Genomic DNA, 26149 nt, shown 5'->3' with positions numbered 1-26149 from the left:
TCGATGCAGAGCTTGATACCGCAACCAAAGCAGTTTGTAGCAACGGAAGGTGGCGCCTTGAGACTGAATGATGAGGCAAGAATCAGCCTTTACATGGAGCAGGATGATCCGAGATTGGAGATTCATTGCCGCCGCTCATTTCCAGACATGGAATATACCTGCTCTAGGGTAGACAGAGGTTATTTGCTAGTAATCGAACGTCTGTCAGGGAAAGAAATGCAGCAGATAGTCGATGAGATCCATGCAGTCTATGCAGTTCATGAAGCCCAAGAAGCTCAAGAAGCTCAAGAAGCTCAAGAAGCTCAAGAAGGTCAAGAAGGTCAAGAAGGTCAAGAAGGTCAAGAAGCCCAAACCGTTCATGAAACTCTTGAAGCTAGGGGAGTACAACAGAAGGGTCTGGTCGTCTCTGATGTTAGTTCTTTCATCGGAAAAGACGATGCAGACCCGGCCGGGCTTGATGGACGACCACAAGGGTATCGACTAGATGTATCGGCCCAGAGGGCTGAGGTCTACGCGCTGGATGCGGCGGGTATATTTTACGGATTGCAAACATTGATACAACTGCGTGGATCAGATGGAGACATCCCGGCGGTATCCATAACCGACTGGCCGGATACGGCTGTGCGGGCCATGAATTTGGATTTGCGCCAGACGTTCTCAAAGCCTGAACTGCTGATTAAATATTTGGCGGAATTTGCACGATATAAAACGAATGCAGTTCTGATTGAATATGAAGATAAATTTCCATTCCAGGCGCATCCTGAGTTCGCTCATCCGAAGCATGCGTTAAGCCTTTCACAGCTGGAAGAATTCAAGCGTAACGCCCATGAGCATTTTATAGAGATTATTCCGCTCCAGCAGAGCTTTGGACACCTGGAATATGTATTGCGTCACGAAGCTTGGCGGCACCTTCGCGAAACAGAGCAGTCCACCGGGGAAATCTGCCCTTCCCACCCGGAATCCTTTGGGTTAATTACTACGCTGCTAGGAGAGATGATCGACGCCCACCCGGACTCGCGTTATATTCATCTTGGCTGTGACGAGGTCTATAGCCTATGCGAATGCAAACGCTGCAAAATCGAATTTGGAGGCGTACGGGAGCGAGCTTTTATCGCCTTTTTGAACCGGCTGATCGCCTTTACGGCAGAACGGGGGAAACAGCCCATTTTCTGGCATGACATGCTGGATAAATGTCCACCAGAGGAACTGGCTAAGCTGGATCAGCGGAGTGTAGCCATGATCTGGATCTACAACGGTCGCAATATCGAAGCGGAGGTTACTTCGCACGCCAATAAATTCAGGGCGTTTGGTATTGAGATTATGGGAGCGCCAGCCGTCCGCAGCTTTGACTGGGCGGAGCATCAGAATTATCCGGTGCTGTTGAACCGGACGGATAATTTGCTCCAGTGGGCAGACACAGCCGACAAGTTGGATCTGGACTGCGTGGTTGCCACCAACTGGACGGGACCATTCAGTCTCGGTGTTCCGTATGGTATTTTCGAAACGACCTGGTACCCCATGCTGCTGCATACGGATCTGGCCTGGAACCGCAAGGCGGATGCTGCAAGCTTTATCGACCGCTTCCTGGAACGGTTTCACGGCATTGATCCTGTTATCGGACATAACCTTCTCGGCAATTACAGGTTGGAGGACTATTACGATGTGATCTGGAAACTGATCGACGAAGTGCGCGAGCATAGGGAAGAAGCGGAACTGATTGCGATCATGCATGATTTTGAGGTGGCGACAGATCGTTCGCGGGCGATTCATAAATATGCTTATCGGTGGGAGCTGTACCCTGGCGACGATGCGGAGTGGCGCTCACTCCAGAACAATTATACGAGAAACCGCCGTGGGCGCGAGGTTGTGCTGCCCCGGATGAGGGCTGCGGTGGGGCGTTACCAGCCCTCTGATATGGCGGATCATTTTGTGAAATCTAGGTTTTATCTGCATGATTATCTGGAGCGCACGCTTTATCATGAACTGGGGTTGAATGCAATCGATCCAGAAGCGGATCTGACGGCAATGAGCCTGGAAGACAAAATAGCCATGATGTGTGTAATAGGCACACCATCAACTGGGGCCGAGCCGGAGTTTCGCGGCAGAATGGCACAGCACCGATTCGGGGGAATCGGGATCTTTCCCCACAATGTCGAGAGTGAGCAGCAGACGCTTGCGCTGCTGGGGGAAGTACAGAACATAGCCAGAGATCATGGAAGCTCTTTGCCTTATTACGTTTCGGTAGATGAAGAAGGTGGCACACTGTCCAAATTCAAAACCTTCTTCCCCTATATTCCTGGCAACCGTGCAGTCGGATTAAGTGAAGACCCGGACGCCGCCCGTTTGCTCGGTAAACTTATCGGCAGTCAACTGCACTCGCTTGGCATTCCGATGAACTGGGCACCTGTGCTGGATGTGAACACAAATAAGGATAATCCGGTTGTGGGTGTTCGCTCCCTTGGAGAGGACCCGCAGCTGGTGGCCCGATTTGGCCGCGCTTATATTCAAGGAATGCATGAAGCGGGTGTCGCTGTGACGGCAAAACATTTTCCCGGACACGGGCAAGTGAGCGGAGACTCTCATATTGTTCTGCCGGAATGTGAGCTTACGCTTGAACAGTTGATGGAAGGTCCATTGCTTCCCTTCGTGGAGGCCATTGAGGCTGGAGCGGATTCAATCATGATGGGGCATCTGGTGTTTCCGAACATTACGGAATCTGACGGACTTCCGGCCTCACTAAGCCCTTATTTTGTCTCTGAACTGCTGCGGAAGCAGTTGAGCTTTGCGGGGGTGATCTGCACCGATGATATCGAAATGGGGGCAATTCGCAAACACTTCATCCCGGATGAGATCGGTGTGCTGGCCGTTCAGGCGGGGAATGATATGATCCTGATGTGCCATACACCAGAGTTTCAAAGCCGGGTAATCGCGGGTATTATGGCGGCTGTGCGCGATGGTCGCATCCATGAGGCACGTATTGATGAATCGGTTCTTCGTATCCGGCAGTTATATGACAAATTCCAGCAGTACCGAGCGGCCGCACAGCCGATTCCCAGAGAGCATTGGGATGAGTCGGCACTGAGGCTGGCTCGTATGACCGTGAAAGTCACCCGGGACCCGCAGGGCCTGCTGCCACTCAAGAATTCGCTGAAATATTTGCTGATATTACCGCAGCAGGAGCAGCTGACCCAGGCCGATAATAGTGGTTTTGCCGAGATTAGGCTGGCCTCCTTGTTGAAGGATGAGGGGGTGGCTGTGGAGACGCGCTACTGCGCAATGAAGCCTGATGCGGAGGCAATCGCATCACTGGTACAAGAGGCGGCGGGTGCGGATATCGTGATTCAGGGAACGCTTAATGCCCATCTGTTCACAGGTCAACTGGCGCTGGCGAAGGCATTGGCTGCGCTTAAACCGCTGTTGAATCTGGTGCTGCGCAATCCCTACGATGACGACGTTCTGCCGCAGACAGCCGGAAGCATACTGCTGTGTTCGACCTCCGATTTTTCTCTGCGGGCACTGGTGGAACGCATGATAGTCCCGCAGTGACTTGTCAGTAATGAGCTGCTGAACAGGGCAATGAACATAATCAAAAGCTCAAAAAGCTCAAAAAGCTCAAAAAGCTCAAAAAGCTCTTATACACTTGCCACCCTTCTTTCATTGGAAGATCTAGCCTGAAATTTCATGATAAAAAGCCCGCTACTGTGCGGGCTTTTTGCTGATTTTATTCTTATTTTTTTTCCAGATCAGCATGAGAATTTTCTATGATCTCGGTGAACTTCCGATTAAGCGTTCAAATCCGTTATGGCTGGAATATTAATTTCTTTAACGCAGGCTGCTTTGGACAGACTGACGATGCATTTTACGATAGAAACGATATCCTGAAGAGGGATGCGTGTACCATTATATTCGGAAAGAGCGCGGTCGATGCCATCTTCAAACGGAATTTCGGCTGCAAGCTCTCCCGGGTTGATACACGTAACCGCTATCCTGTCGTTTCTTGTATGTTCTCTTAAGGCTTCTGTGATCCCTCGAATGGCAAATTTGGAGGCTACAAAAGAAACCTGGGTACTGTTTGCATTACTCAGACCCGCAGTCGAGCCAATGAGAATTATTTTGCCTGCTGTGGAATTCCTGAGTTGGGGCAATAAAGCTTGAATGCATACTATAGCAGATGTTATATTCACATGAATCAGACGACTGATGTCAGTAGGATCGTCATTATCGAACGTGTAGTGGTCCTCGAACCCCTCTTTTTCCCAAATGCCCACATTGTAAATGAGAACATCCAGTGTTTCGCTCTGAAGCGCCTCACTGACCCGTTTGGATGCATGGAGATCAGAAAGATCTGCCTGTATCCATATGCGTTCTACGTCATCGTTCAGCTTCAAGTTATCAGGTTTTGTGCGAGACACTACCCAGACCTTATCGCCTTGCTCAGGCACTCCTCTGACAAATGCATCTCCTAATCCTTTGCTGGCACCAAATACGAGATAGTTTTTCAATGCAAGGTCTCCCTTTTGTGATATTTGTTAAAATTCAGTATAATTGACAATAATTATCAATTATACTTCCTCTAGTCATGAGGAAGCAACCCTGTTGAAAAGAGGATCAAACACATCATAGGGGTTAGGAGAATATTTAAATAAGGGTTATCAGGAGTTTTAGATGCAGGAGTACCCGTTACTCATATAAAAAAGTACCCATAGCCCAAACACCTTCTTTTCAAAGTGTCAGTTTATGGGTACCAGCTCAAAAAGCAGGCTCTTTATTTTCCAATAGTATAATTTCTTCTCCTTGTTGTTGCCTTAATGCTATATTTTCCCGCCCCCATGTGCACATCACATCCACAATCTTATTGGCGGTAACTCCATACTCCGTAAGGCTGTATTCGACTTTGGGCGGCATTTGTTGGTAGACATGTCTTCTGACAAGGCCATCGTTTTCAAGCTCGCGTAATTGCTGGATCAGGACCTTTTGCGAGATACCGTTAATACTGCGTTGTAATTCGCCTGTCCTTTTCACGCCGGACATTAGTAAACATATGATTAGCGCTTTCCATTTGCCGCCAATTATTTCGAGTGTCGCTTCGATTCCCAGGTTATATTGTTTCATGACATATCACCTCGTTCATGTTACATCTTGTTGATGTGGTATAAATGTTCATTTTCTCACAATATGGCTGATGAAGTCCATACACACTTTGAGGTAACCATCTTACTTTCGGGTGTGTATTTTCTTTTACGCAGGCTTATATGATAATGGCCATATTCGAAAAAGAAGTCTGTAGTTGAACCGAGAAAGGAATGTTAATCATGAAAACACTCGTCATTCTGGCACATCCCAATATTGAGGTTTCAAGAGTAAATCAGCGATGGAAAGAGGAACTAGAGATACACTCGAGCGATATTACAATTCATGAGATTTATAAAGCGTATCCTGATTGGAACATCGATGTGTCCAGAGAACAGAAGTTGCTGGAAGCATATGATCATATTATTTTGCAGTTCCCGTTATATTGGTACAGCTATCCGCCTTTGCTGAAAAAGTGGTTAGATGATGTTTTTACTTACGGATGGGCGTATGGATCAACAGGAAATAAACTGCATGGGAAAAAGCTGGGCTTGGCGATGTCCATTGGTGATAAGAAGGAAAATTACACGCGGGAGGGTTCAGTGTCCTTTACCGTAGATGAGGTGGTCACGCCTTTCAAAGCCAGCATAAATCATGTTGGTGCCGTAGCGTTACCGTATTTTGCAGTCTTTGGTGCCTCATTTCAAGCTACCGATGAAGAAATTAACCAAAGTGCACAAGATTATATCCGTTATATCTATGAGTATCGTTATAACGTCTGATTATCATAACGCCTATGTTACAATAGGGTGAAAAAGGAGGAGTCATTATTGAATAAACCCAAAATTGTGATTATTGGCGCAGGGATTGTTGGGGCGTCCATGGCTTATCATTTGGCCAAACGAAATCAAGATGTAACTGTTATTGAACGGCACTCCGCTGCGGCGCGTGAAGTCACGGAAAAATCTTTTGCCTGGATACATACGACTCATAGGGTGGCTCCCGAATACTGGCATTTGTACGATGCAGCTTTGGAAGAATATCATGCGCTTCAGCAAGAGCTTGCGGAATTGAAAATTCATTGGCATGGCGCGTTGACTTGGGACATTCCGCCCCTAAGGGAGCAACACCACTTTCAAAAATTAAACCGGGAGCAGCTTATGGCATTGGAGCCGAATCTGAAGGAATATCCCGATGAAGCGATATTTGTCAGCGAAGAAGGTGCGGTTGACCCTATAGGGGTAACGGAGCTGTTGCTCGGCAAAGCGCGGGAGTACGGAGCAAAGGTTCAGTTCGGCACCAACGTTACCCAGCTGCAGCAAGAGGATTCCCGCCTGGTCGGCGTCCATACGTCCAAGGGTTTTCTGGAGTCGGATGTCGTGGTATTGGCTGCAGGTACAGGCATCCCCGAACTTTGTAACCCATTAGGTTTTCACGTGCCGGTAACGTTGTCGCCTTCCATTCTGATTCAGATGAAAACTGCGAATAAACAGATACACACATTAATTTCAAATGCGCAATTTGAAGCACGTCAACTGACGGATCATACGCTGCTGGCTGCGGAAGATTATATTGACGATTCGGAGGAAAACGGACCAGACGCGGTCGGTAAGCGAGCGTTCGCCACGTTGCGTCACAGTTTGAAGGACGGAAATCAACTGGAATTGGAAAGCATAAAGGTCGGGATGAGACCCATGCCTGAAGACGGCTATCCGATTGTGGGCTTCCAAGATCACATAAAGGGGCTTTATCTGGCGGTAATGCATTCTGCGATTACGCTAGCGCCGCTGATTGCGCATCTGGCTGCAAGTGAAATAATCGATGGGGAATCAAGAAGTGAATTAGACCCTTGTCGACTCTCCCGATTTTAGGACCACTCGAGGGATATTCTCAAAGTTTCTCCCGCGTCCAAAATCAACATTACCGTTTTGTTAGTACGTTCACCCCATTCGTTGACTTCGTGTTGACCTCGATAGTCCTGAGCACAACGCAAAAGAGTACATCCCCACATGAGGATGTACTCCAAATTACATACTGTATATCTGCTTAAACCTTTTATTCTTCCCCAGTCACAATAGAATTCTTACTGTAAGAAATCCAGTCGCTCCAGCTTCCGGTGTTTGGAGAGGGTATCTTGCATGAGTATCCCTATTTTGCTCACATCAATATGGAATTCATATAGCGGAAAAACAGGGAGTCCACATGAGAAGCCAAACAAGCTTCTAATCCTAATTCGCATATTGTGCTTCAACCTCCTCGCTTGCAGGTGGCAGCTCCATGCCTTCCTTCCAGAGCAGCGTCGCATTCTCCTTGGGCCCGTAATAAATGGCCTTAATGGTGATTTCAGGGTTCTTCCGGTTGGCATTTAATTGATCGAGATCCACGAAGTTGTTGATATTGCCAAGACTGATCTCAGCGAATTTCTTGGATTTGATCAAAGGCCGGACTGGTGTCATATAGAAATTTCCGTCATCCTCCAAGGTGTAATTCACCTGATCCACCCGGTAACCGTCGGTCATATTAACATGATACGCGATTCTTCCGTCATGGAGCCGGCTGACTTGGGTGACTTCAATGACACTGGCCGGAACATCATTAATATTCCATTGGAATAATCCGACATAGCCGAGAAATATGGCTCCGCTCACGGCTGTCGCGAGCACCAGGCCTTTCACAAAAGACGCTGTTTTCGAGCGCCGCCAATATTCCTTGAAGCTGGCCAGCCCTGTGCTTGCCTGTCTATTTTTCTCCATCACCTCAAAAGGCAGGCTGCTGCTCTGATGAAGCTTGTGCAAGGCTGCTTTACACGCTTCGCAGGTAGCCAGGTGAGCTTCGACGGCCTCTTTGGTGTTAGCACTGCATACCTCATCGTAATACAGCGGCAGCAAATCCCGAACGACCTCGCAGGATAGTTTGTTCATGGCTTTTCCTCCAGTAATAAGTCTTGAATGATGTTCCTTGCACGGTGAAAGGTCACTCTGGCCCAGCTTTCCGTTCTTCCAAAGATCAGGCTGATATGGTCAAAAGACAGCTCGCCAAACACCCGCAGCGTAAACACTTCCTTGTAAGGCTCCTTAAGGTTGTGCAATAGCTTATGGATGCGCAAAGCTTCTGTTTTGTCGATCAGCTGTTGTGCCATCGTGAGGCTGGTGCCAGACCTGGTGTCAGGCGGGGGTCCCGGTTCAAAACGTTTTTGTTTGTCCATGTAAGTGAAATAAGTATTTTTGGCGATTTGACATAGCCAGACGCTGATTTTACAGTTACCTTTGAACTGGTCAATATTCTTCAAGGCTTTTACAAACGTTTCTTGAGTGATTTTTTCCGCAATCTGTTGATTTCTGCTTAAAGACAACGCAAATAAGTATACCTCCTGAAAATATTGCTCATAGATTTGTTCCACATCGGCCACTTGTTCACCACCTTATGTATATAAGACCCGTTCATGGGGATTTCGTTACAAACAAATTAGAGAGACATAAGCTTAGCCATTGCAACCTTTCTTCCTAGTGTCTATACGATCCGGTAATTGAGAAGGAATGGAAAGAGGATGGCCGGTCAATTATAGAATTTGCCCGAGTGACTGCAGCCGTCTTGATTGCCGAAATCGGCGTAGACATGGAGTTATCTCCCTCAACGAAGTATGACTTAACCCATAAAGGGATCAGTTATTTACCTATAAGGGTGGTGGCGTATATTGCCCAAATTAAGGTATTTTCACGATTTCTTCAACGCAACTGGAGGCACAAGTTTGCCGTGAGTCCCCAATAGAACACTGAATGATAACTCAAGTAGACAGCCGGCTAATTAGTCGGCTGTCTTTTCGTTAAGCTATACCAGCTAATAGCTTGTCAAGATTACCAGTAAAGGGATTCTAAATCATGTGGTATAGTTAAAATGAGCATGCCAAATAACCCTCCAATTCCGTTGTTTCTTGGAAGGTTATGCCAATGGAATCTTTTAAATTGGACGAAACTCCTTTTTATTTTTCAGGATTGCATAGAGCCAATGGACGAGCTTATTTGCACATGCGATTAGAGCTACTTTATGTGGTTTTCCTTCTGCTCTCTTGCGATCATAGAACGCTTTGATTCGCATATTTCCAGAGCGTATAAGCCCACACTGAACAGCCATTACCAGTGCGTAACGCAACTGCCTGGAACCGCGTTTCGTGATTCGGTTTCGAGTTGCTGTAAATTTACCGGAAGCAAAGACGCTCGGATCAATGCCTGCAAAGGCGACTAGCCTTTTAGGATGATCAAATCGGTCGACTTCTCCAATTTCAGATAAAATTGTTGCAGCAATTTTATGCCCAATACCGGGAATCGACTGAATTAATTCATACTCTTCAATTTCTTCAGCCAGAGCATCCATGTTCTGTTCCAGTTCAGCAAGGTGCTCTTGGTACTGAAGAATAAGGGTAATAAGAACTTTCAAATTGATTAAGTGGCTCGCATACATGGTTTGCTGAAATGGGTTTTGCTTTGCCGCGTCTAGCAACCGCTGAATCCGTTGGTTAATCCAGCCCTCTGAACGCCCCCGTTTCGAAGAAAGTAATTCTTTCACCTTAGCTTTGAGTGTAATTTCATCCGTCTGCAAAACTGAATATGAGGTTGGGAATTCACTTAAAAACCGTAGTGAAATACGAGAATACATAGCTCCAAAGACGCCTTTGTAAGCGGGGAAAACCTGATCTAAAACGGCTTGGAATTGCAGCTTTGTCTGTACACACATCTTTGAAAGAGACTCATATTGTCTTGTAAGATATCGCAGATTAAGAAGTTGCACACCTCTTTTCTTAAAAGGTTCAAATTCTTCCTTGTAGTACAATTCTCCTAATAGGTAAGCGTCCGCAGCATCCGTCTTAACTTTACGAAGTTGAGACTTTCTAAGCCGACTTGAAATGAGCGGATTAATGACAATGTAAATATAGTGATGTTCTTCTAGAAACTGAACAACGGGGCTTTGATAATGGCCTGTTGCTTCTAGAATAAGCAGAGGACGTAGTTTGGATGCATTCTCAATATCATTCAAAACTTGATGGAGATTTGCTAGGCCATCGCGAGTGTGCTCAAAGTGGAATGTCCCTCTGAAGGGCTTTCCGCGCGCTAAAAAGGCTTGTCCATGACTTTCTTCTTTTGAAGCATCTAGACCGACAACTGGATTCATTTCATCTCTCCCTGTAAGTTTAGATTTACCGGCATCCCCTAAGGTTCTTCTTGTCGCTCCATAGCATCGCTTGTTATACGGGATCTTACGTCCCAACCAGCCTCAATCATGGTCATGACAAGTAGGGGCGAACACTATAGCGCTCGGGATCAAGTCCCACGGGCAGGTACGTTCGACCAGGCTACCTTAATCCTCTATGCAAATGAAAAAAGGATCAACCAGAAAGAACTGGTTGATCTCATAATACGAACGGGCAGGATAGTTGAATTAAACAAGGGTATAATATCCCCAAAACACTGGAGGGAACGCCTTGTTTAAACGGTTTGTTTCTTTGATTTTTATCTGTACTTTGTCCGTTGGAATCAACGTTGAACCACTCATCGCTACAGCTAATACTAAGCTTTTTTCTTTAAATGTTGACCTGGATAAATTACGAAATGCTGCCGATTTCAAACTACTTGCACCATCCCACTCGGACCAAAGGTATAAGATGGAAATCAAAGAGCCCTATCCATTTGTACCTAGTCAACCCGTTTCAAAAGTTAGACTTCATTTCTTTGATGAGTCTGGACAGACGTATTTGTTTGCAATTGAAGAACACAAGGCGGTTGGCTATAAAATAGAACGAGAAGTCACTAACATTGATATTCGAAATCAAACAAGTACAACAAGAACTTTTGTTGAGGATTTTAAATTTAGTGAACGTGGAGAGAAAATTAACATAAACGGAAGTGAAGGGCGATTTGAACCATGGGCTAACCACATACTAGGAGGATACCTACGATGGGTCCAGGATGGTACTTTTATTGAGATCGACAGCAAAGTTCTTACTAAAGAGGAAATGGTCGATTTGGCAAAATCAACGTTCAACTAAGGGCAGGATGATTTATATTTCTTTTGTTGGGGAGTAAATCCGTATTAACTCATTAATTGGGATAAGATATAGTATCGAGAGTAAGTTTTATCAATTCGGGCAAAAATAGGAAATTAAATTTGGAAAACTTCTCTTTTTTTTAAATGGATTTCATCTGTATCATTTGATTAAAATCAGATGGGAGAGTGACGAGAGATGAACAGTAGAGAAGAGTTTTCGAACCGGGTCGATTCATATTTGAAGTACCGCCCGAGCTATCCGAAAGAGGCTGTTAATTATTTGTACGACTTCGTCGGTTTGCGTTCGAACAGTAAAATATCAGATATCGGTTCAGGTACAGGGATCATTTCAAAGCTACTTCTGGAACGCGGAAGCTATGTGATCGCGGTCGAGCCAAATCAGGCGATGCGGGAAGCCGCAGAGCAAATGTTAGAAAGCAATCCGAACTTTCGGAGTATATCAGGTTCTGCAGAATCTACTGGATTACCTGGTCAGTCAGTTGAGTTTATTGTCTGCGCTCAGGCATTTCATTGGTTTGATCGCTTAGCAGCGCAAACCGAGTTCCGCAGAATACTACAGCCTGGTGGGAAAGTAATACTAATCTGGAATTCCCGTCTTACAAACGGTACTTCATTTCGTGAAGAGTACGATCAACTGCTTCATACATACGGAATCGACTACGAAAAAGTCAATCATAAAAATATTTCTCCGGCTACGCTTCTCTCTTTTTTCAAGGAAGATACGATGCATAACGTACGATTCAGAATGAGTCAGGAGTTCGATTTCGAGGGCTTGAAAGGCCGGTTGCTATCATCTTCCTACAGCCCTGTACAGGGGCATCCAAATTACAATCCAATGATGACAGAACTGCGGAATCTATTTGATAGGAATAATCAAGATGGTATTGTTCAATTCGATTATGAAACTGAGATTTTTTGGGGAGAAGTATAGTTCCAGCTTCAATTAAAAACGTTTAATTGAATAGCTAATTGGGTTGTTGGCCATTTAAGGATTTCCGTAAAGGAATCAAGAGTGTTCATTACAACAAAGAGTGTAAAGTAGCAAGAAAAGATGATTATCGTCTGTATAGAACAAAAATGAAACGACTGATGCGTAGTAAGGAATACGAGCTTCTACACGGTTATAAACGAACGAGTGGTTGGCTTACTTGGTAAATATTAAATAGAAGAGGTAGCCTTGAATGAACTCATCCTATTGTTAGAAGTGACTAGCAGTATGGGCAGTTCATGAGGGGCTGCTTTTTTTCATTGAAGTAACGGGCAGCATTCCTATTATGAAGAAATACGAGGTTTGAGAAACAAAAAGACTCCTTGATATGATGTTAATGGGTCCACGACGCCTGGCCAGCTAACGGATCCAAAAACAAATCAAGGAGACTACAAAATGAATTCTACTCAAAATGATCGAATTAATCAAATCACTTCGTCTACCTTAATTGTCGGTGTAGATATCGCTAAATTTAAACACGTCGCTCGAGCACAAGACTATCGCGGAGTCGAGTTTGGGAAGCCCATCACGTTTGAAAACAACCGTGAAGGCTTCGAAATGTTCGTTAGTTGGCTCAGAAAGCTTGCGACGGAGCAAGGGTTCCAGGACGTCATCGTTGGCATGGAACCGACCGGTCACTACTGGTTGAACCTGGCCCATTTTCTAAGAGAACAGCACGTTACATGCGCTGTGGTTAATCCGCTCCACGTGAAGAAAAGCAAAGAATTGGACGACAATTCGCCGACCAAGAACGACATCAAAGATGCTAAAGTCATCGCACAGCTCGTCAAAGACGGAAGATACGCCGTACCTAACCTTCCTCAGGGCATCTATGCCGAACTAAGGGAAGCGATGAAAATTCGCGATCACCTGTCGACTGACTTGCGCGTGGTGCAAGGCCGCGTCCATAACTGGTTGGATCGGTATTTTCCAGAGTTCCTCACCGTTTTTAAGGATTGGGAATGCAAGTCCGCACGTCAAATGCTCAGTCTTTGTTTATTGCCGCATGAGCTGGTTTCTGAGTCTGAGGAAGCCTTGCTGAGTCATCTCAGAAAAGTTGCCAAGCGAGGTCTCGGCATCGAACGTATGAGAAGTCTGAAAGCAGCGGCAAGCCGTTCCGTTGGTATACGAGAAGGTACAGCACTAGCAAAACTCGAGCTTAGGCTGTTGTTAACACAGTGCGAGCTGCTTGAAGGAAAGTTTGAAGAGCTTGAGGCAAGGCTGGATGAGCTCTTGGAGCAAGTCATGTGAAGCAACTACTGGCCATAAAAGGAATTGGCCGGGACAGTATAGCCGGGTTCCTCGCTGAAATTGGCGACATTGAACGTTATCGGCATCCCAAACAGATCATTAAGCTCGCGGGATTGAACCTCAAAGAAAACACGTCCGGTAAACACAAGGGACAAACGAAGATCACGAAGAGAGGTCGTAAGCGGCTACGGGCGCTGCTATTTCGCGTCATGATGCCGCTGGTGGCTAAGAACCGAGCGTTTAAGGCGTTGCATCAGTACTACACTAAACGGCCAGACAATCCGTTGAAAAAGATGCAGTCGCTTATTGCGCTTTGCGGCAAGCTGATTCGAATTCTCTTTGGGGTTTTGAAAAAAGGTCATCGGTACAGTGAAGAAAAGATGCTGCAGGATATCCCTCAATTCACAGCGGTGTCGCTAGCAGCTTAGATCCAATGTTTTCATAGAGAAAGAACGTATTAACAAAGGTACAGACAATTGAAGCACGGATGAGTCGGAACAACACTAACATACGGACAAAGATCCTGTCGGGCAGCATATCCGACCTCCACCTCATGGACAGGTTGAATGAAGGAATGTGGGAGCGAAGACTCTGTGAGACATGGGAGGTTGACCTCCATGAGGCGATGTGGAGATCCAAAGGTGCGACCATAAATCTCCAGAAAGTCCACTTTTTTAAATGAGTGGTCTGGGTGGATATGCTTTTTTACTTTCTCCGTCCCATATTCTGCATCTTCTACAACCTTGTTCCATTCGCTTTTATTTCGTACGAAAGAAAAACGTTCAAAACCTAAGAAAACAAGCGTATTTAAGAGGATAACGATTCTCCATAGAGGGAGGATAGCGCAAAGAAGAGAGCACAGAGGCAGATCGCCAATGTGGTCTCTTTTAATGTAGTATCTGAGCAATAAGTTCTATGTTTTCTATATCCTCATAAGGAAACCACATAGGACCTTTTGCCGTGCGTATCTTAGCTCGTACAGGATCGGTGGATACTTCTACTCCTGTAGGAGTTAGTTGTTCATCGCATGAATTGTCAACACGAACAAAAATGGGGCTTGCAACGAGTAATCCATTATCCAGATGATTTTTCTGGATTTATTAAGAATTTTGATGACGTTATAAGGTCACCTCGCCAGATATAAAGTGCCAAGACTGGATCGAGCTTCGATTCAGTTGTGTGGACCATCCCACTCTGATGAAGAATAAAAGATCCGGGTGCTCTTGGTGTTGGCTGTTCGCTGCCTTTTGTCCAAACCCCTGTCCCACCTATGGGTATGTATATTTCATTAGCAGGATGCACATGTGCTGGATAAAGCGTTTCAGGAGCTAATAAGGTAAGTCCCATGAGCAAGTGGTCAGCCCTTCCCAGATCTTCCGGTCCGATAATTTGCGCGAAAGATACATGTGATTCTAGGTTTGGATGTAGCGGATGTGGTGGATAACCGAAGGCCCAGTGGAGGAATGGTGCCAAAGGCCTGATAGCTGCCGCAAGGCTTGACTCCGCACCGGTATCACCAAGTGTCAATGCAATATCGAGATACTTAGCGACGGGTGATCCTTGTGGACTGGGAAGTTTTCCAGAGCTTGGCACCACAGGCCACACCTGCAAAACTTGGCTTATCTCGTCGAGTATGTCGGAATCGTTGGTCTCATAATGTTCGAGACGTCTGTGTAGCTGAATTAAGAATGTGTCTATCAACCTGTTTATCTCTTCCATGGTGTTATTCAACCTCCAATAAACAAAAGTGAAATCCGAATTTTCTTCTTGCTTAATCCCCAAGAACTTGGCGAAAAATGATCTTGACGATGCTACTCTAATTAAGACAAAGCTTGCTACTGAACCTGGAAACATCCGTTTAGAATTTCCGTTCTCCTGGCCAAAGAAACTATTATTTCCAGTATAAACAATACAATCAAAGTGAAAAAAGATCATTATTCTCACAAACATTAACATTAACTAATCCTCTATATATTGTCATAATAAAGGACAATCAGGGTCTATTACCCTTAGGCATATACTACCACAAACATGCGATTTTGTTTGATTTTCCACTTGAATAAAGAACGATTGTTCGCATGTAATGCAAACAAAAGATCTTATGAGGAGTGAATAAGATGCCAGAGAAGTATCTTGACAAAATCATTGAAATCATGTATATAGATCGGTCTGGAAAGATCACACAGCGACGTATTGAAGTAAACAGTATCCGGAATGGGTTGATTAAAGCTATCTGTCTATTAACTGGATCACCACGCACTTTTCGTATAAATAACATATTGGCATGGCAAGCTCCTAGAACAACAGTCCGGGAGGCAATCTAATGCTTGCTGTTGCAGAGGGTCTGCAGGAGGTTTTCGATACTCTACAAGCATTCAATTTAAAACATCCAGAATTAATATCTATTATTGGTCTTTAGAAATTACGCTAACGGGAAACGATAGTTGAATAGAGGCAAGAAGGCACCTGGTCAAACGATCGGCTGCCTTTTTATTAAGCTAATAGGTAGGATAATTTAACCAAATAGCGAATAGATAGTCTTTGAATACTTCGAAAATACCGGATTCCAGGGGCGTTAATACTGAGGAGGTCTTCATATGTCATTCCCCTTTGATTGTATTAGTGATTTTATGTTTTTCGAAACGGAGTTGGAACATTCAGACATTATATTAATTCCAGGAGCAAGTCATCCTCAATTAATGGAAAGAGCCGCAACATTGTACCATAACGGTATCGCTCAATTTATTCTACATGAGGGGGAGCGTTAGGAGTACCTTCGGAATCATTACTTAAAGAAGATAAAGCAGCTAATACCTTTGAAAATGCACGTTTCTCCTTGGAAGTGTTACAGCAACAAGGAATTCACCCAAAAAAGTTTGTTTTAGTTTAAATGATTAAACTAACGGATAACAGTAGGTTCAAGTAATCGATGAGACGAAGAGGGGGAAACCGAAATGAAGACGATCAAGTGCATGATGGACCACCTGTACTGGGCGGACGGACGCATCTTGGACGCGCTTGAGGAGAGTGAGTCGAAGAACAAGGACCTTCTGAAGCTGGTTCGGCACGTCGCGGTCGCAGAACGAGTCTGGCTGTCCCGATTGCAGGGCAAGGGCAGCGCGCAATATTCGTTGTGGGAAGAAGCGGAAGACCTGACGGCGATCCGGACGATGTTCGAAGAAAACGCCGAGCAATATCGCGTCTATATCGAAGGGCTCGAGGAATCCGAGTTGGACGAGATGATCGACTATGCGAACCAGAGCGGGGTTCCGTTCCGAACGTCCGTCCGGGACATCCTGTCGCAGGTCCTCTTACATGGGCAATATCACCGGGGACAGATCAACCGGGCACTTCGGATCGAATCGGCAGAGCCTGTTCAAGTCGATTACATCACGTTCGCGAGGCTCTAACAGGGCCTAATAATCACCATTACTCGGAATGGGATTGGCATTGAACTACGGGGAACGTTAGTTCAAAAAGCATGGGGCAGTCTACAGGTTGCTCCATTTTTCGTTGAAATTTGACGTATTGGAAGCATAAGTGTGTATTTTGGCAAAGTTATGGGTTAAGTCACAAGCATCTCTGCGCCCAAGTACCCATGTCCCCGTACACCATCATAGCTACAAAACTAAAAGCCTCCGGCCGATGCGGGCTCTTTGTTTTCACTTTTCCCCACTAGCCACCGGATTTTCTCCTAACTGATTCAGTCGATCCAGCTTCCGACATACACTTCGAATTCGTCGTGGGGATCTGCTAGAACTGAATGCAAAGCCAAGATGAGCCATTGTCCTCAGAGTAGTGGTATTTACTGACCATTGATTTTGGAAAGTGAAGTGGTCACAATAGTAATATTGCCATAAATGACGGAATTGTTATTTTTGAAGAAGATCAACTTTCAATGATAGATCGTCGATCCTTCGATGTCCGTTTAATGCTAAGTAACAGGGAGGAGCATCCATGCAGCAGGATGACCGGAGTGTCACAAAGGGAGGTAGTTCCGCAAGGGCATTGGCCGCGCAACTTATTGAATGGTCTGGAGGAACGGACAATATTATCGAAAGCACCCATTGCACGACACGACTCCGACTCCGGTTGCAGAATAGTGATCTGGTGGAACAAGAACGTCTTGACGGTATGCAGGAAATTCAAGGGGTGTTCGTTCGTGCTGGACAACTGCAGGTTATCCTTGGTCCCGCTCTTGTCTCGAAGGTCAATCGCCAGGTGAATGGCATGCTTCAGTCAGCTGTTTCGTCCATACCCAAAGAAGACGACCCGAATGGATCTATGACACCACGGCTACACGAAGTAGATCATACTGATTCCTATCCACTTCCTTCCGTGTCTACGGGTAGCAGGTCGTCTAATGATAAAGGTCTTCATTCACGAGCACTGTTACAAAGGTTGATGGACGGATTCCAATTTTTTTCTGATATCGTTGTGCCCATTATTCCGCTCTTCGTCGGGGCTGGGCTGCTGTTGGGCCTTTTGGGACTTGCGGGGGCAGTCGGTTGGGATGATCCAAACCAAATGTGGTTCCGGATTCTGTCACTGCTGACGGGCTCAGCGTTCCAGCTGATGGCGGTTCTCTTCGGATACAACACGGCCAAGCGGTTCGGGGGGACCCCAGCGCTTGGTGCCGCTGTTGGGATTGTCATGACTCATCCGGGGATTGTTCCGTTCACTGAAATCGGTGGAGATCCAGCCTTTGCTCAAGCTTTGCCCATATCACCGCAATTCGGGTATCAGGGAGCCATAATCCCGACCGTTCTTGCGGCGTTTATGCTGACGATAATTGAGAAAAGACTACGCCGATGGATACCGTCATCCGGAGCTGTTCTTCTCGTTCCCTTTTTAAGCTTTAGCATCGCGGGCAGCCTTGCGGTACTGGTTATTGAACCCTTTGCTCTTGGTCTGGGCCGCTCGCTGGGAAGTATTCTGGAGCACGTCTTCAATTACGGGAGCTTGCTATTTGGCCTTCTGCTTGGAGGGATATACAGCTCCATCGTGATCACCGGTCTCCATCACGGGATTCAGGCTGTCGAGGTTGGATTGATTTCCAATCCGGATATCGGCTTCAATTTCTTGCTTCCGATCTGGTCCATGGCGAATATCGCGCAAGCAGGGGCGGGTCTTGCAGTGTATGCCAGAACCCGGGACGAAGTATTGAGGAAAATAGCTTTGCCTGCCTCGATCACGGCGCTGTTCGGTATCACCGAACCAGTCACCTACGGTGTTAATCTTAAACTTGGGCGCCCCTTTCTGGGTGCTGTTGCAGGAGGAGCCGCCGGAGGGGCATATGTTGCTTTTCATCAGGTTGTGGCCAATTCATTTGGGCTAACCGGAATCCCGATGATCGCTTTTATCGTACAGCCCGGGTTGATGAATCTTGTTCATTATCTGATCGGTTTTGTGCTTGCTCTGGCCACGGCTTTTACCGTTACCTTGTTGCTCGGTGTGGATCGCGTTGTTCGACCAGAAGCTGATAAACTTAACGAACAGGCATAGGAGACTAACATGAAGATCAAAAAAATACTCAACAATAACGCCGCTGTGGTTAACGATCATGGAGAAGAGAAAATTGTCATGGGGGCGGGGATTGTTTTCCGAAAAGGAAAAAATGATATTGTAGACCCAAGCCTTGTTGAAAAAGTGTTTGTGATGACTGATCCGAAACAGTACAACCACCTTCAGGAAATACTGGGGACCCTGCCCGAGGAAGAAATTGCGGTCACCCAGCAGATCATTACTTTCGCCGAGAAATCATTGGGCGTCACGTTCCATGAGCATATTCACATCGCGCTTACAGACCATCTCTCGTATGCCCTGGAGCGGATTGGCAAGGGAATCGAAATACGAAACACACTTCTTGAGGAGATTCGTATCCTCTATCCAAGAGAGTTCCAGCTCGCGCTTCATGCGAAGCGTTTGATCCACAAGAAATTACAGGTAGCCATTCCGGAAGATGAGGTTGGTTATATCGCCATGCATATCCATACTGCCTGGAAGAATGCGGGCATGCGCCACAAGGTTCCAGAAAAGACGGCCATGATCAGGGATATCGCAGAAGGTGTGGGACAAGTTGCCGGTGTGCTGGATCGGGGATCTGCGAACTATGAGAGACTTTTGACCCAGCTTGAGAATATGCTGCAAACGGATGAATCAGGGAGACTCCGCAATGAACTGAATCCGGAGCTTGTAGCGATTGCAAGGATGAATTTTACCGAAGCATATACACAGGCCCGTGAGATCGGTGAAATGGTTGAAGAGGATTATGGATATACTTTTACCGAAAGCCAACTGGTTGTGATCGCCATGGAGATCAGCCGGATAGATCATCGACTTAATCCATCCTCGGATTGATTCTTTTGCTTGGTAAACTGAGTCTCTGGTCCTTAATCCGAATCGGGAGTTTCGATCTATAGCCAAGTTTTGATCCGACCATATAGAATAGTTATCGACAGTTGAATATGTCGGGATTGTTACTGGTAAGCAGGCAAGACCTAAAAGTCCGTTGGGATCGGTGTATCCACCATGCCCTAGCGATTTTTAGGTCTTTTTCTGTTTTCTGGAAAAAAATGACAAGAGAGAGGGAGAAATCAATGAATATCCAGAAGATTGTGAGAAGAGTGACAGCAGTAACGTTTGCAACAGCATTATTGGCAGGTGGGGGAGTTTCGGCTTTAGCAAAAGAAAAGTCTGACTACAAAGAGAGTTATGGTATCTCGCATATTACACGTACAGACGCCCTGAAAATCCCTGAGGAACAAATCAAAGAACGATTCAAGATTCCTCAGTTTGACGCTTCTGTTATCCAAAATATCCCTTCTGCAAAAGGATATGATGAAAATGGTAACGTCATCGACATGGATGTGTGGGATACTTGGCCGCTGCAGAATGCGGATGGTACCGTAGCAGACTATCATGGTTATCAAATCGTCTTTGGTCTGGCGGGTGACCCGGATCGGGGATGGGACACATTCATCTATATGTTTTACAAAAAAGCAGGAGACACATCCATTGATGCCTGGAAAAATGCAGGCAGAGTGTTCAAAAACACAGACAAGGACGTTCCAAATGACCCAATTCTGAATCACCAGGCAGAGGAATGGTCCGGCTCTTCTACACTGACTGCTGATGGTCATATTCGTCTGTTCTACACCAATCGTCATGGCTGGGACCCGGCCAATGGATTTTATGGCAAGCAAACCCTGACAACTGCTCAAATCAATGTCTCCGAACTTCCAGAGGACACGCTCAAGGTGGACGGTGTTGAAGATTTCAAGTCGATCTTTGATGGTGACGGAAAAATGTATCAAACAGTCGATCAGGCTTTCAGCGGTGGGGATTATTCCGACAATCATACGTTGAGAGATCCTCACTATGTGGAAGATAATGGTCGTAAATACCTCGTTTTCGAAGCCAATACGGGAACAGAAATGGGCTATCAGGGCGAGGATGCATTCAATAACAGAGCCTTCTACGAGGGGAGCAAGAAGTTCTTCCAGGCCGAGAGGGAGAAATTGCTGCAAAGCCCTAATAAAAAGTCTGCTTCCTTAGCCAATGGCGCTTTGGGGATCATTGAACTGAATAACGACTATACCTTAAAACAAGTGATGAAGCCGCTGATTGCATCAAATACAGTAACCGATGAAATTGAACGCGCAAATATCTTTGAGTTGAATGGAAAATGGTATTTGTTCACGGATACAAGAGGAGCCAAAATGTTTGTGGATGGCATTGATGCTGAAGATATCTACATGCTGGGCTATGTATCTGATTCTCTGACAGGACCTTACAAGCCGTTGAATGGTACTGGACTTGTATTGCATCAAGATCTGGACCCTAAGGATGTAACCTGGACTTATGCACATTTTGCTATTCCGCAGGTTCAAGGCAACAACGTAGTGATCACTAGTTATATGACCAACCGAGGAATGTTTGAAGATCATCGTTCTACCTTCGCACCAAGTTTCTTGGTGAATATCAAAGGATCCAAAACATCCGTAGTGAAGGACAGCATTCTGGCACAAGGACAATTGACAGTGGAATAAACAAATTCCACAGAAAGTCTGAAGAAAGAAAATGTCGATATCTATTGGCATTTTCTTTTTTTATAAACGAGGTATCTGTGATGAATAACAAAATCAGAAAGAAAATGGTCATATGGTTTGCTGTCTGTGGTGTGATCACGCTCGCCTTCACTGTCATTCCAATCCTGAGCAACGGCGGATGGCCTACAGAGGATACGGGAATAGCCTCTCCCAGGGCGAGTCTGAGAGCTAGCTTTCATTTTACAACGCCAGACAAGTGGAAGAATGATCCCCAAAGGCCGATATATCTGGACGGGAAATACCACTACTATTATCTATATAACGGTGATTACCCCACAGGCAATGGTACGGAATGGCGGCATGCAACATCGGTCGATCTGGTTCATTGGAAGGATGAAGGCGTAGCAATTCCCAAATACACGAACCGGAATGGTGATCCATGGTCAGGCTCCTTGGTTGTGGATGAGTCAGGTACAGCCGGTTTTGGCAAAGGGGCGCTTGTTGCCATTATGACACAGCCTTCTGCGAGCAGTGGACAGCAGGAACAATTCTTATGGTACAGCACCAATCAAGGGAAAACGTTTAAGCCTTATGGAGATCGACCGGTGTTAAAGAATCCGGGACAAAAGGATTTCAGAGACCCTAAAATCATTTGGGATGAACGATCCCGAAAATGGGTTATGGCTCTGGCTGAAGGGACGAAGATTGGATTCTACGAATCGGCTGATTTGAAAAAATGGCGATATACCGGCGGTTTCTTCACGGAAAACGTGGGATTGGTGGAATGTCCTGATCTATTTGTGATGCGGGCAGATAACGGAACCTATAAATGGGTGCTCGGCGTAAGCGCCAACGGCAGATCCTCAGGACAACCCAACACCTACGCTTACTGGACCGGAAGCTTTAATGGCAAAGAATTTGTTCCCGACCTTCATGAACCACAATGGCTGGACTATGGCTTCGACTGGTATGGAGGAGTTACATTTGAAGATGGGGCAAGCAGCGACAAAACCGGTCACCGCTACGCATTCGCCTGGATGAATAACTGGAACTATCCCAACAATACGCCAACACTGCAGGAAGGTTACAACGGCATGGATTCGATTGTTCGTGAAATTAAACTTATTGTATCCAAAACGGGCCAGTATCGACTGATCTCAAGACCGATTGAGTCTCTGGAACAGGCGGTAGTCTCGGAGTCTGCCTTCAAACCGATTACAGTGAAGGGATCTCATGCACTTCATGTGACGGGAGATTCATATCAGCTTGAGGCCGATATATCGTGGACCAAGATCAACAATGTTGGATTAAGGCTTCGTGAATCCAACGACCAGAGCCGACATGTGGATACCGGCGTCAATGTAGAAGGCGGCTATGTCTATGTGAACCGGGCATATACCGGGAATCCTGACAGGAGTGGCCAAGACTTGGAGAGTCAAGCGGCATATACTCCCGAGAAGAACAAGGTTCATCTCAAGATTCTGGTAGACAAGACCAGTATCGAGGTCTTTGTTGATGATGGTTCAGTGGTGTTATCCAATATCATTTTCCCCCACTCGAACGACCGCGGAATTACACTGTATGCTGAAGGGGGCACGGCAGTATTTAGCAACCTGCAAATTAAATATTTCGATTAATCGGCGGCATGACGAAAAGCCCGCATCGTTGGATGTGGGCTTCTTTGTATTTATTCCTCTCCGGTAGCCACCGGATTCTCCTCATAACTAATCCAGTCACTCCAGCTTCCTGAATATAATTTCACGTTCGAGTATCCCGCTTCTTCAAGTGCAATCACGTTCGGGCAAGCTGAGACGCCTGAACCACAGTATACGATAATTGCGCCATCCGTGCCCAGCTTCTCGAAGCGTTCTTCTAACGCCCCAGCCCCTGTCCAACGTCCATCTGAATCCAATACGTCTTTCCAAAAATAGTTCACCGCCCCTGGAATATGTCCAGCCTTGGCATCAATGGGCTCCTCCAGTCCCCCGTAGCGGCGGGCATCTCGGGAGTCGATCACCACAGATGAACCTTTAGCCGAAGCCTGCTGTACATCCTCTACACTTGCCAGCATGGCTGGCTGCACATTCACTTCAAACGAAGCGGGAATCTGCACCGGCACATCCGTAGTTACTGGAAACTTGGCGTTCTGCCAGGCAGAGAAGCCTTCGTCCATGACATATACCTGTTCATGTCCCATATAACGAAGTAACCACCATAACCGTGATGCATTCATCCCGCCCTGGTCATCATAGGCAATAATGCGTGCATCCGAGCCAATGCCGACCTTGGACAGGCGACTTGCGAGTGTAGTCAGATCAGGAAGCGGATGGCGTCCTCCATGCGCAGAGACAGGAGCGGACAGATCCTTTTCCAGGTCGAGATAGACCGCACCCGGAATATGTCCAGCCTCGTATGCTTCTCGTCCGGCATCCGGTTGACCGAGCAGGAATCGGCAATCGGCAACGACGACATCCGGTTCATACATTCTGGCGAGCAGCCAGCGCATGGATACAATATTTTTCATGAAAAAAACACCGCCTTATATGTAATGTGATGGTTTAAACTGGAATCTGCAACATGCAGGTTCCAGTTGTTTTTTGCAAAATATGCTAATCAAATGTAAGTTACACAGTCGTGGGTTCTACAGGCCCTTTTCCTGTAACAGAAGCTTCTGCTGAAGTAATCTGAGGTTTGGTTTTTCCATACCGAATAAAAATCCATACCCCGAAGATAATGACAACTCCCGCGGACATTTGCAGTCCACTAAGTGATTCACCAAGCAGCATCCAGGCCAGCAATGAGGAAAATACGGGTTCTCCAAGTACGCCCATCGATACCGTTGTTGCATTCATATATTGAAGTAGCCAGTTGAATAGATAATGCCCAAAAATGGTTGGCACAATCGCAAGCAGCAGGAAAATTCCCCACTCTGAAGCCGCATAGCCGCCAAATGCGTGACCATTCGCCAGATTATATACCCCAAGCGTACAAGCAGCTACGAAGAACACCCAGAAATTATAGGAGAAGGCACTGAGTCCGGCGCGCAAAAACTGACCCAGTAACATGTGCACTGCCACAGCGATGGTTCCCAGCAAAGACAAAACATCTCCTTGCAGTGCTGTTCCAGCCAACTGGAAATCTCCAGCTCCGATGGCGATGGAGCCAAGCAGGGCGATGCCCATGCCAATGATCATCATGCGGTTAATTTTAGCTTTGAACAGCCAGACTGAACCGGCAAGAATCAATATAGGTTCCAAAGCGAGAATGACCGTTGAGCTGGCTACACTGGTGAGCCGGAGCGATCCCATCCAGAGCAGGAAATGCAGGGCCAGCATCACACCGGATGCGAGCAGCAAGGCCCATTGTCTGAAGTTCAGACGCATCATCTCATGTCTGTATTTCCAGACCAAAGGAAGCATTAGCAGATTGGTCAGTAATAGACGGTACATTGCAATGACAGCAACATCCGCTGTGGACCAACGTATAAAGATGGAAGAGAACGAAATTGCAATAATGCCGACAAAGAAAAGCAGGAGGGTGGATCTGCCGACACGGTTCAAGCTTGTCATGAATGTAACTCCTTCTTGAAGTCAAATAAAGTAAATCAATTCATTATACAAGACAATGTACCCATACGAAAAGCAATGTACGTAAAATAGATAAGCAGATTGTAACCGGGCTTGTAACTATTCTGTCATCCTCCAAGACTATTTTTCTATTAATCTTCTATATAGAGACATGAAACGATATAATGTACCAATAATCGGGAAAAAATGAAAGTAAGGAAGTGGCCTTGAAGTGAGAGCTCAACAACAGAGAGCGGGAGAGAGTGGCGGCATTCCGCATAGAACAAGCCGAACCAAGACACATGGACGTAGAAGAATCCGGTATGGGAGACTGAGTGCTGCGCTGGCGCTTCTTGCACTGCTCATTATCGGTTTAACATATGCATTCATTGGCATGACACACTGGATTAAGGATTATGTGACACCCCCTCCAGTAGCTGCAATTGAACAGCCAACCAAGCTGGGCATGATTGAAATGACGCCTGAAGCCAAAGAAGAGCCTGCGCGGTTCCAGGGTCAGGTTCGCAAGCTGGCATACATAACGTTTGATGATGGACCGAGTGAATACACTGGGCAATTACTGGATATTTTGAAGCAGCATGAGGCGAAGGCAACCTTCTTCATGATTGGGCGACAGTTGAATCAGCATAAGGAAACAGTGGAGCGGCTTGTCAAGGAGGGCAGTTATCCTGGTCTCCACAGCATGACACACAACTACAACAAACTGTACAAGAGCGGAAGCTCCGCTAATTTTGTGAAAGAATTCAAGAAGGAGCAGAAGATGGTCCAGGACCTGATCGGTTTTACACCGCATCTGATTCGGGCTCCGTACGGCAGCAGTCCCCAGATCGGAGAATCCTTCAGGGGTGACATCGCTGCGGCCGGATTCAAAATGTGGGATTGGACCACGGACTCCCTCGACTGGAATCTTCCGGGTAAGCCGGACAAAATTGTGGAACGGATCAGCAGCAGTGTGCATCGGGACAAGGAAGTGATCCTGATGCACGAGCGCGAGCAAACAGTACAGGCGTTGCCACGCATATTGGAATTGCTCGAAGAGCGGGGTTATGAGTTTGAAGTATATGATCCGAATGCACATTGGACGTCCAATTTTAGCGGTGATACCCGCTTGTAATCATAACAGCATAGTCGATGCAAGAGAG

The 26149-nt window shown here is 46.2% G+C and carries 19 protein-coding genes and 1 pseudogene; 12 read left to right on the top strand and 8 right to left on the bottom strand.

Features of this window, described 5'->3' with window-relative positions; translation table 11 throughout:
* Positions 1-3 precede the first annotated feature (3 nt).
* On the top strand, positions 4-3546 hold the full coding sequence (locus ACR32F_RS23865) for a glycoside hydrolase family 3 N-terminal domain-containing protein (RefSeq protein ID WP_440111416.1): 3543 nt from the start codon (positions 4-6) through the stop codon (positions 3544-3546).
* A gap of 236 nt (positions 3547-3782) precedes the next feature.
* Here the strand turns inward: ACR32F_RS23865 and ACR32F_RS23860 are convergent, their stop codons facing one another.
* On the bottom strand, positions 3783-4502 hold the full coding sequence (locus ACR32F_RS23860; protein WP_440111414.1) for an SDR family NAD(P)-dependent oxidoreductase: 720 nt from the start codon (positions 4500-4502) through the stop codon (positions 3783-3785).
* 247 nt (positions 4503-4749) lie between these two features.
* A complete protein-coding gene (locus ACR32F_RS23855) occupies positions 4750-5112 on the bottom strand; it encodes a winged helix-turn-helix transcriptional regulator (RefSeq protein ID WP_440111412.1) in 363 nt (120 codons plus the stop codon).
* A 200-nt stretch (positions 5113-5312) separates the two neighbouring features.
* Between ACR32F_RS23855 and ACR32F_RS23850 the strand changes: the two genes are divergently transcribed.
* Positions 5313-5852 (top strand): NAD(P)H-dependent oxidoreductase, encoded by a 540-nt coding sequence (locus ACR32F_RS23850; RefSeq protein ID WP_440111410.1) that lies wholly within the window; start codon positions 5313-5315, stop codon positions 5850-5852.
* Between the two features lie 48 nt (positions 5853-5900).
* Positions 5901-6941: an NAD(P)/FAD-dependent oxidoreductase gene (locus tag ACR32F_RS23845; protein WP_440111408.1), complete on the top strand. Its 1041-nt coding sequence runs from the start codon at positions 5901-5903 to the stop codon at positions 6939-6941.
* Positions 6942-7298: 357 nt separating this feature from the next.
* Here the strand turns inward: ACR32F_RS23845 and ACR32F_RS23840 are convergent, their stop codons facing one another.
* The 3 genes from ACR32F_RS23840 to ACR32F_RS23830 form a co-directional block, all read right to left on the bottom strand.
* Positions 7299-7991 carry a zf-HC2 domain-containing protein gene (locus ACR32F_RS23840; protein ID WP_440111406.1) on the bottom strand — a complete coding sequence of 231 codons (693 nt, stop codon included), beginning with the start codon at positions 7989-7991 and terminating at the stop codon, positions 7299-7301.
* The gene (locus ACR32F_RS23835) at positions 7988-8479 is read right to left on the bottom strand and encodes an RNA polymerase sigma factor (RefSeq protein WP_440111404.1); all 492 of its coding nucleotides are present in this window, start codon (positions 8477-8479) and stop codon (positions 7988-7990) included. Before ACR32F_RS23835 ends, ACR32F_RS23840 begins: the two co-directional genes overlap by 4 nt.
* A gap of 548 nt (positions 8480-9027) precedes the next feature.
* Positions 9028-10236 (bottom strand): IS110 family transposase, encoded by a 1209-nt coding sequence (locus ACR32F_RS23830; RefSeq protein ID WP_440111402.1) that lies wholly within the window; start codon positions 10234-10236, stop codon positions 9028-9030.
* 310 nt (positions 10237-10546) lie between these two features.
* Here ACR32F_RS23830 and ACR32F_RS23825 point away from each other — a divergent pair, with 310 nt between their 5' ends.
* The 3 genes and pseudogenes from ACR32F_RS23825 (at position 10547) to ACR32F_RS23815 (ending at position 13797) form a co-directional block, all read left to right on the top strand.
* Positions 10547-11110, top strand: coding sequence for a hypothetical protein (locus tag ACR32F_RS23825; protein ID WP_440111400.1), 564 nt, complete (start codon positions 10547-10549; stop codon positions 11108-11110).
* 195 nt (positions 11111-11305) lie between these two features.
* Complete coding sequence (locus ACR32F_RS23820; RefSeq protein WP_440111398.1) at positions 11306-12061, top strand: class I SAM-dependent methyltransferase; 756 nt, start codon at positions 11306-11308, stop codon at positions 12059-12061.
* A 453-nt stretch (positions 12062-12514) separates the two neighbouring features.
* A pseudogene (locus tag ACR32F_RS23815) lies at positions 12515-13797 on the top strand (IS110 family transposase).
* Between the two features lie 646 nt (positions 13798-14443).
* Here the strand turns inward: ACR32F_RS23815 and ACR32F_RS23810 are convergent.
* Entirely contained in the window at positions 14444-15325 is an 882-nt protein-coding gene (locus ACR32F_RS23810) for a dimethylsulfonioproprionate lyase family protein (RefSeq protein WP_440111396.1), read from the bottom strand.
* A gap of 998 nt (positions 15326-16323) precedes the next feature.
* On the opposite strand from ACR32F_RS23810, the gene ACR32F_RS23805 reads away from it, so the two are divergent.
* The 5 genes from ACR32F_RS23805 (at position 16324) to ACR32F_RS23785 (ending at position 23057) form a co-directional block, all read left to right on the top strand.
* Positions 16324-16779 (top strand): DinB family protein, encoded by a 456-nt coding sequence (locus ACR32F_RS23805; RefSeq protein WP_440111394.1) that lies wholly within the window; start codon positions 16324-16326, stop codon positions 16777-16779.
* Positions 16780-17326: 547 nt separating this feature from the next.
* Complete coding sequence (locus ACR32F_RS23800) at positions 17327-18874, top strand: PTS transporter subunit EIIC (RefSeq protein ID WP_440111392.1); 1548 nt, start codon at positions 17327-17329, stop codon at positions 18872-18874.
* 9 nt (positions 18875-18883) lie between these two features.
* On the top strand, positions 18884-19729 hold the full coding sequence (locus ACR32F_RS23795) for a PRD domain-containing protein (RefSeq protein ID WP_440111390.1): 846 nt from the start codon (positions 18884-18886) through the stop codon (positions 19727-19729).
* A 239-nt stretch (positions 19730-19968) separates the two neighbouring features.
* Positions 19969-21420, top strand: a complete 1452-nt coding sequence (locus tag ACR32F_RS23790; protein ID WP_440111388.1) for a glycoside hydrolase family 68 protein — start codon at positions 19969-19971, stop codon at positions 21418-21420.
* A gap of 80 nt (positions 21421-21500) precedes the next feature.
* Positions 21501-23057, top strand: coding sequence for a glycoside hydrolase family 32 protein (locus ACR32F_RS23785; protein WP_440111386.1), 1557 nt, complete (start codon positions 21501-21503; stop codon positions 23055-23057).
* Between the two features lie 50 nt (positions 23058-23107).
* On the opposite strand, the gene ACR32F_RS23780 is transcribed toward ACR32F_RS23785, so the two are convergent.
* On the bottom strand, positions 23108-23944 hold the full coding sequence (locus tag ACR32F_RS23780) for a sulfurtransferase (RefSeq protein WP_440111384.1): 837 nt from the start codon (positions 23942-23944) through the stop codon (positions 23108-23110).
* Between the two features lie 100 nt (positions 23945-24044).
* Positions 24045-24989, bottom strand: a complete 945-nt coding sequence (locus tag ACR32F_RS23775) for a DMT family transporter (protein ID WP_440111382.1) — start codon at positions 24987-24989, stop codon at positions 24045-24047.
* A 229-nt stretch (positions 24990-25218) separates the two neighbouring features.
* On the opposite strand from ACR32F_RS23775, the gene ACR32F_RS23770 reads away from it, so the two are divergent.
* The gene (locus ACR32F_RS23770; RefSeq protein WP_440111380.1) at positions 25219-26121 is read left to right on the top strand and encodes a polysaccharide deacetylase family protein; all 903 of its coding nucleotides are present in this window, start codon (positions 25219-25221) and stop codon (positions 26119-26121) included.
* Positions 26122-26149: the final 28 nt, after the last annotated feature.

The sequence above is a fragment of the Paenibacillus hebaui genome, assembly GCF_051934385.1.
In the GTDB taxonomy this organism is placed as follows: domain Bacteria; phylum Bacillota; class Bacilli; order Paenibacillales; family Paenibacillaceae; genus Paenibacillus.
This window is presented reverse-complemented; position numbering and strand designations above follow the sequence as displayed.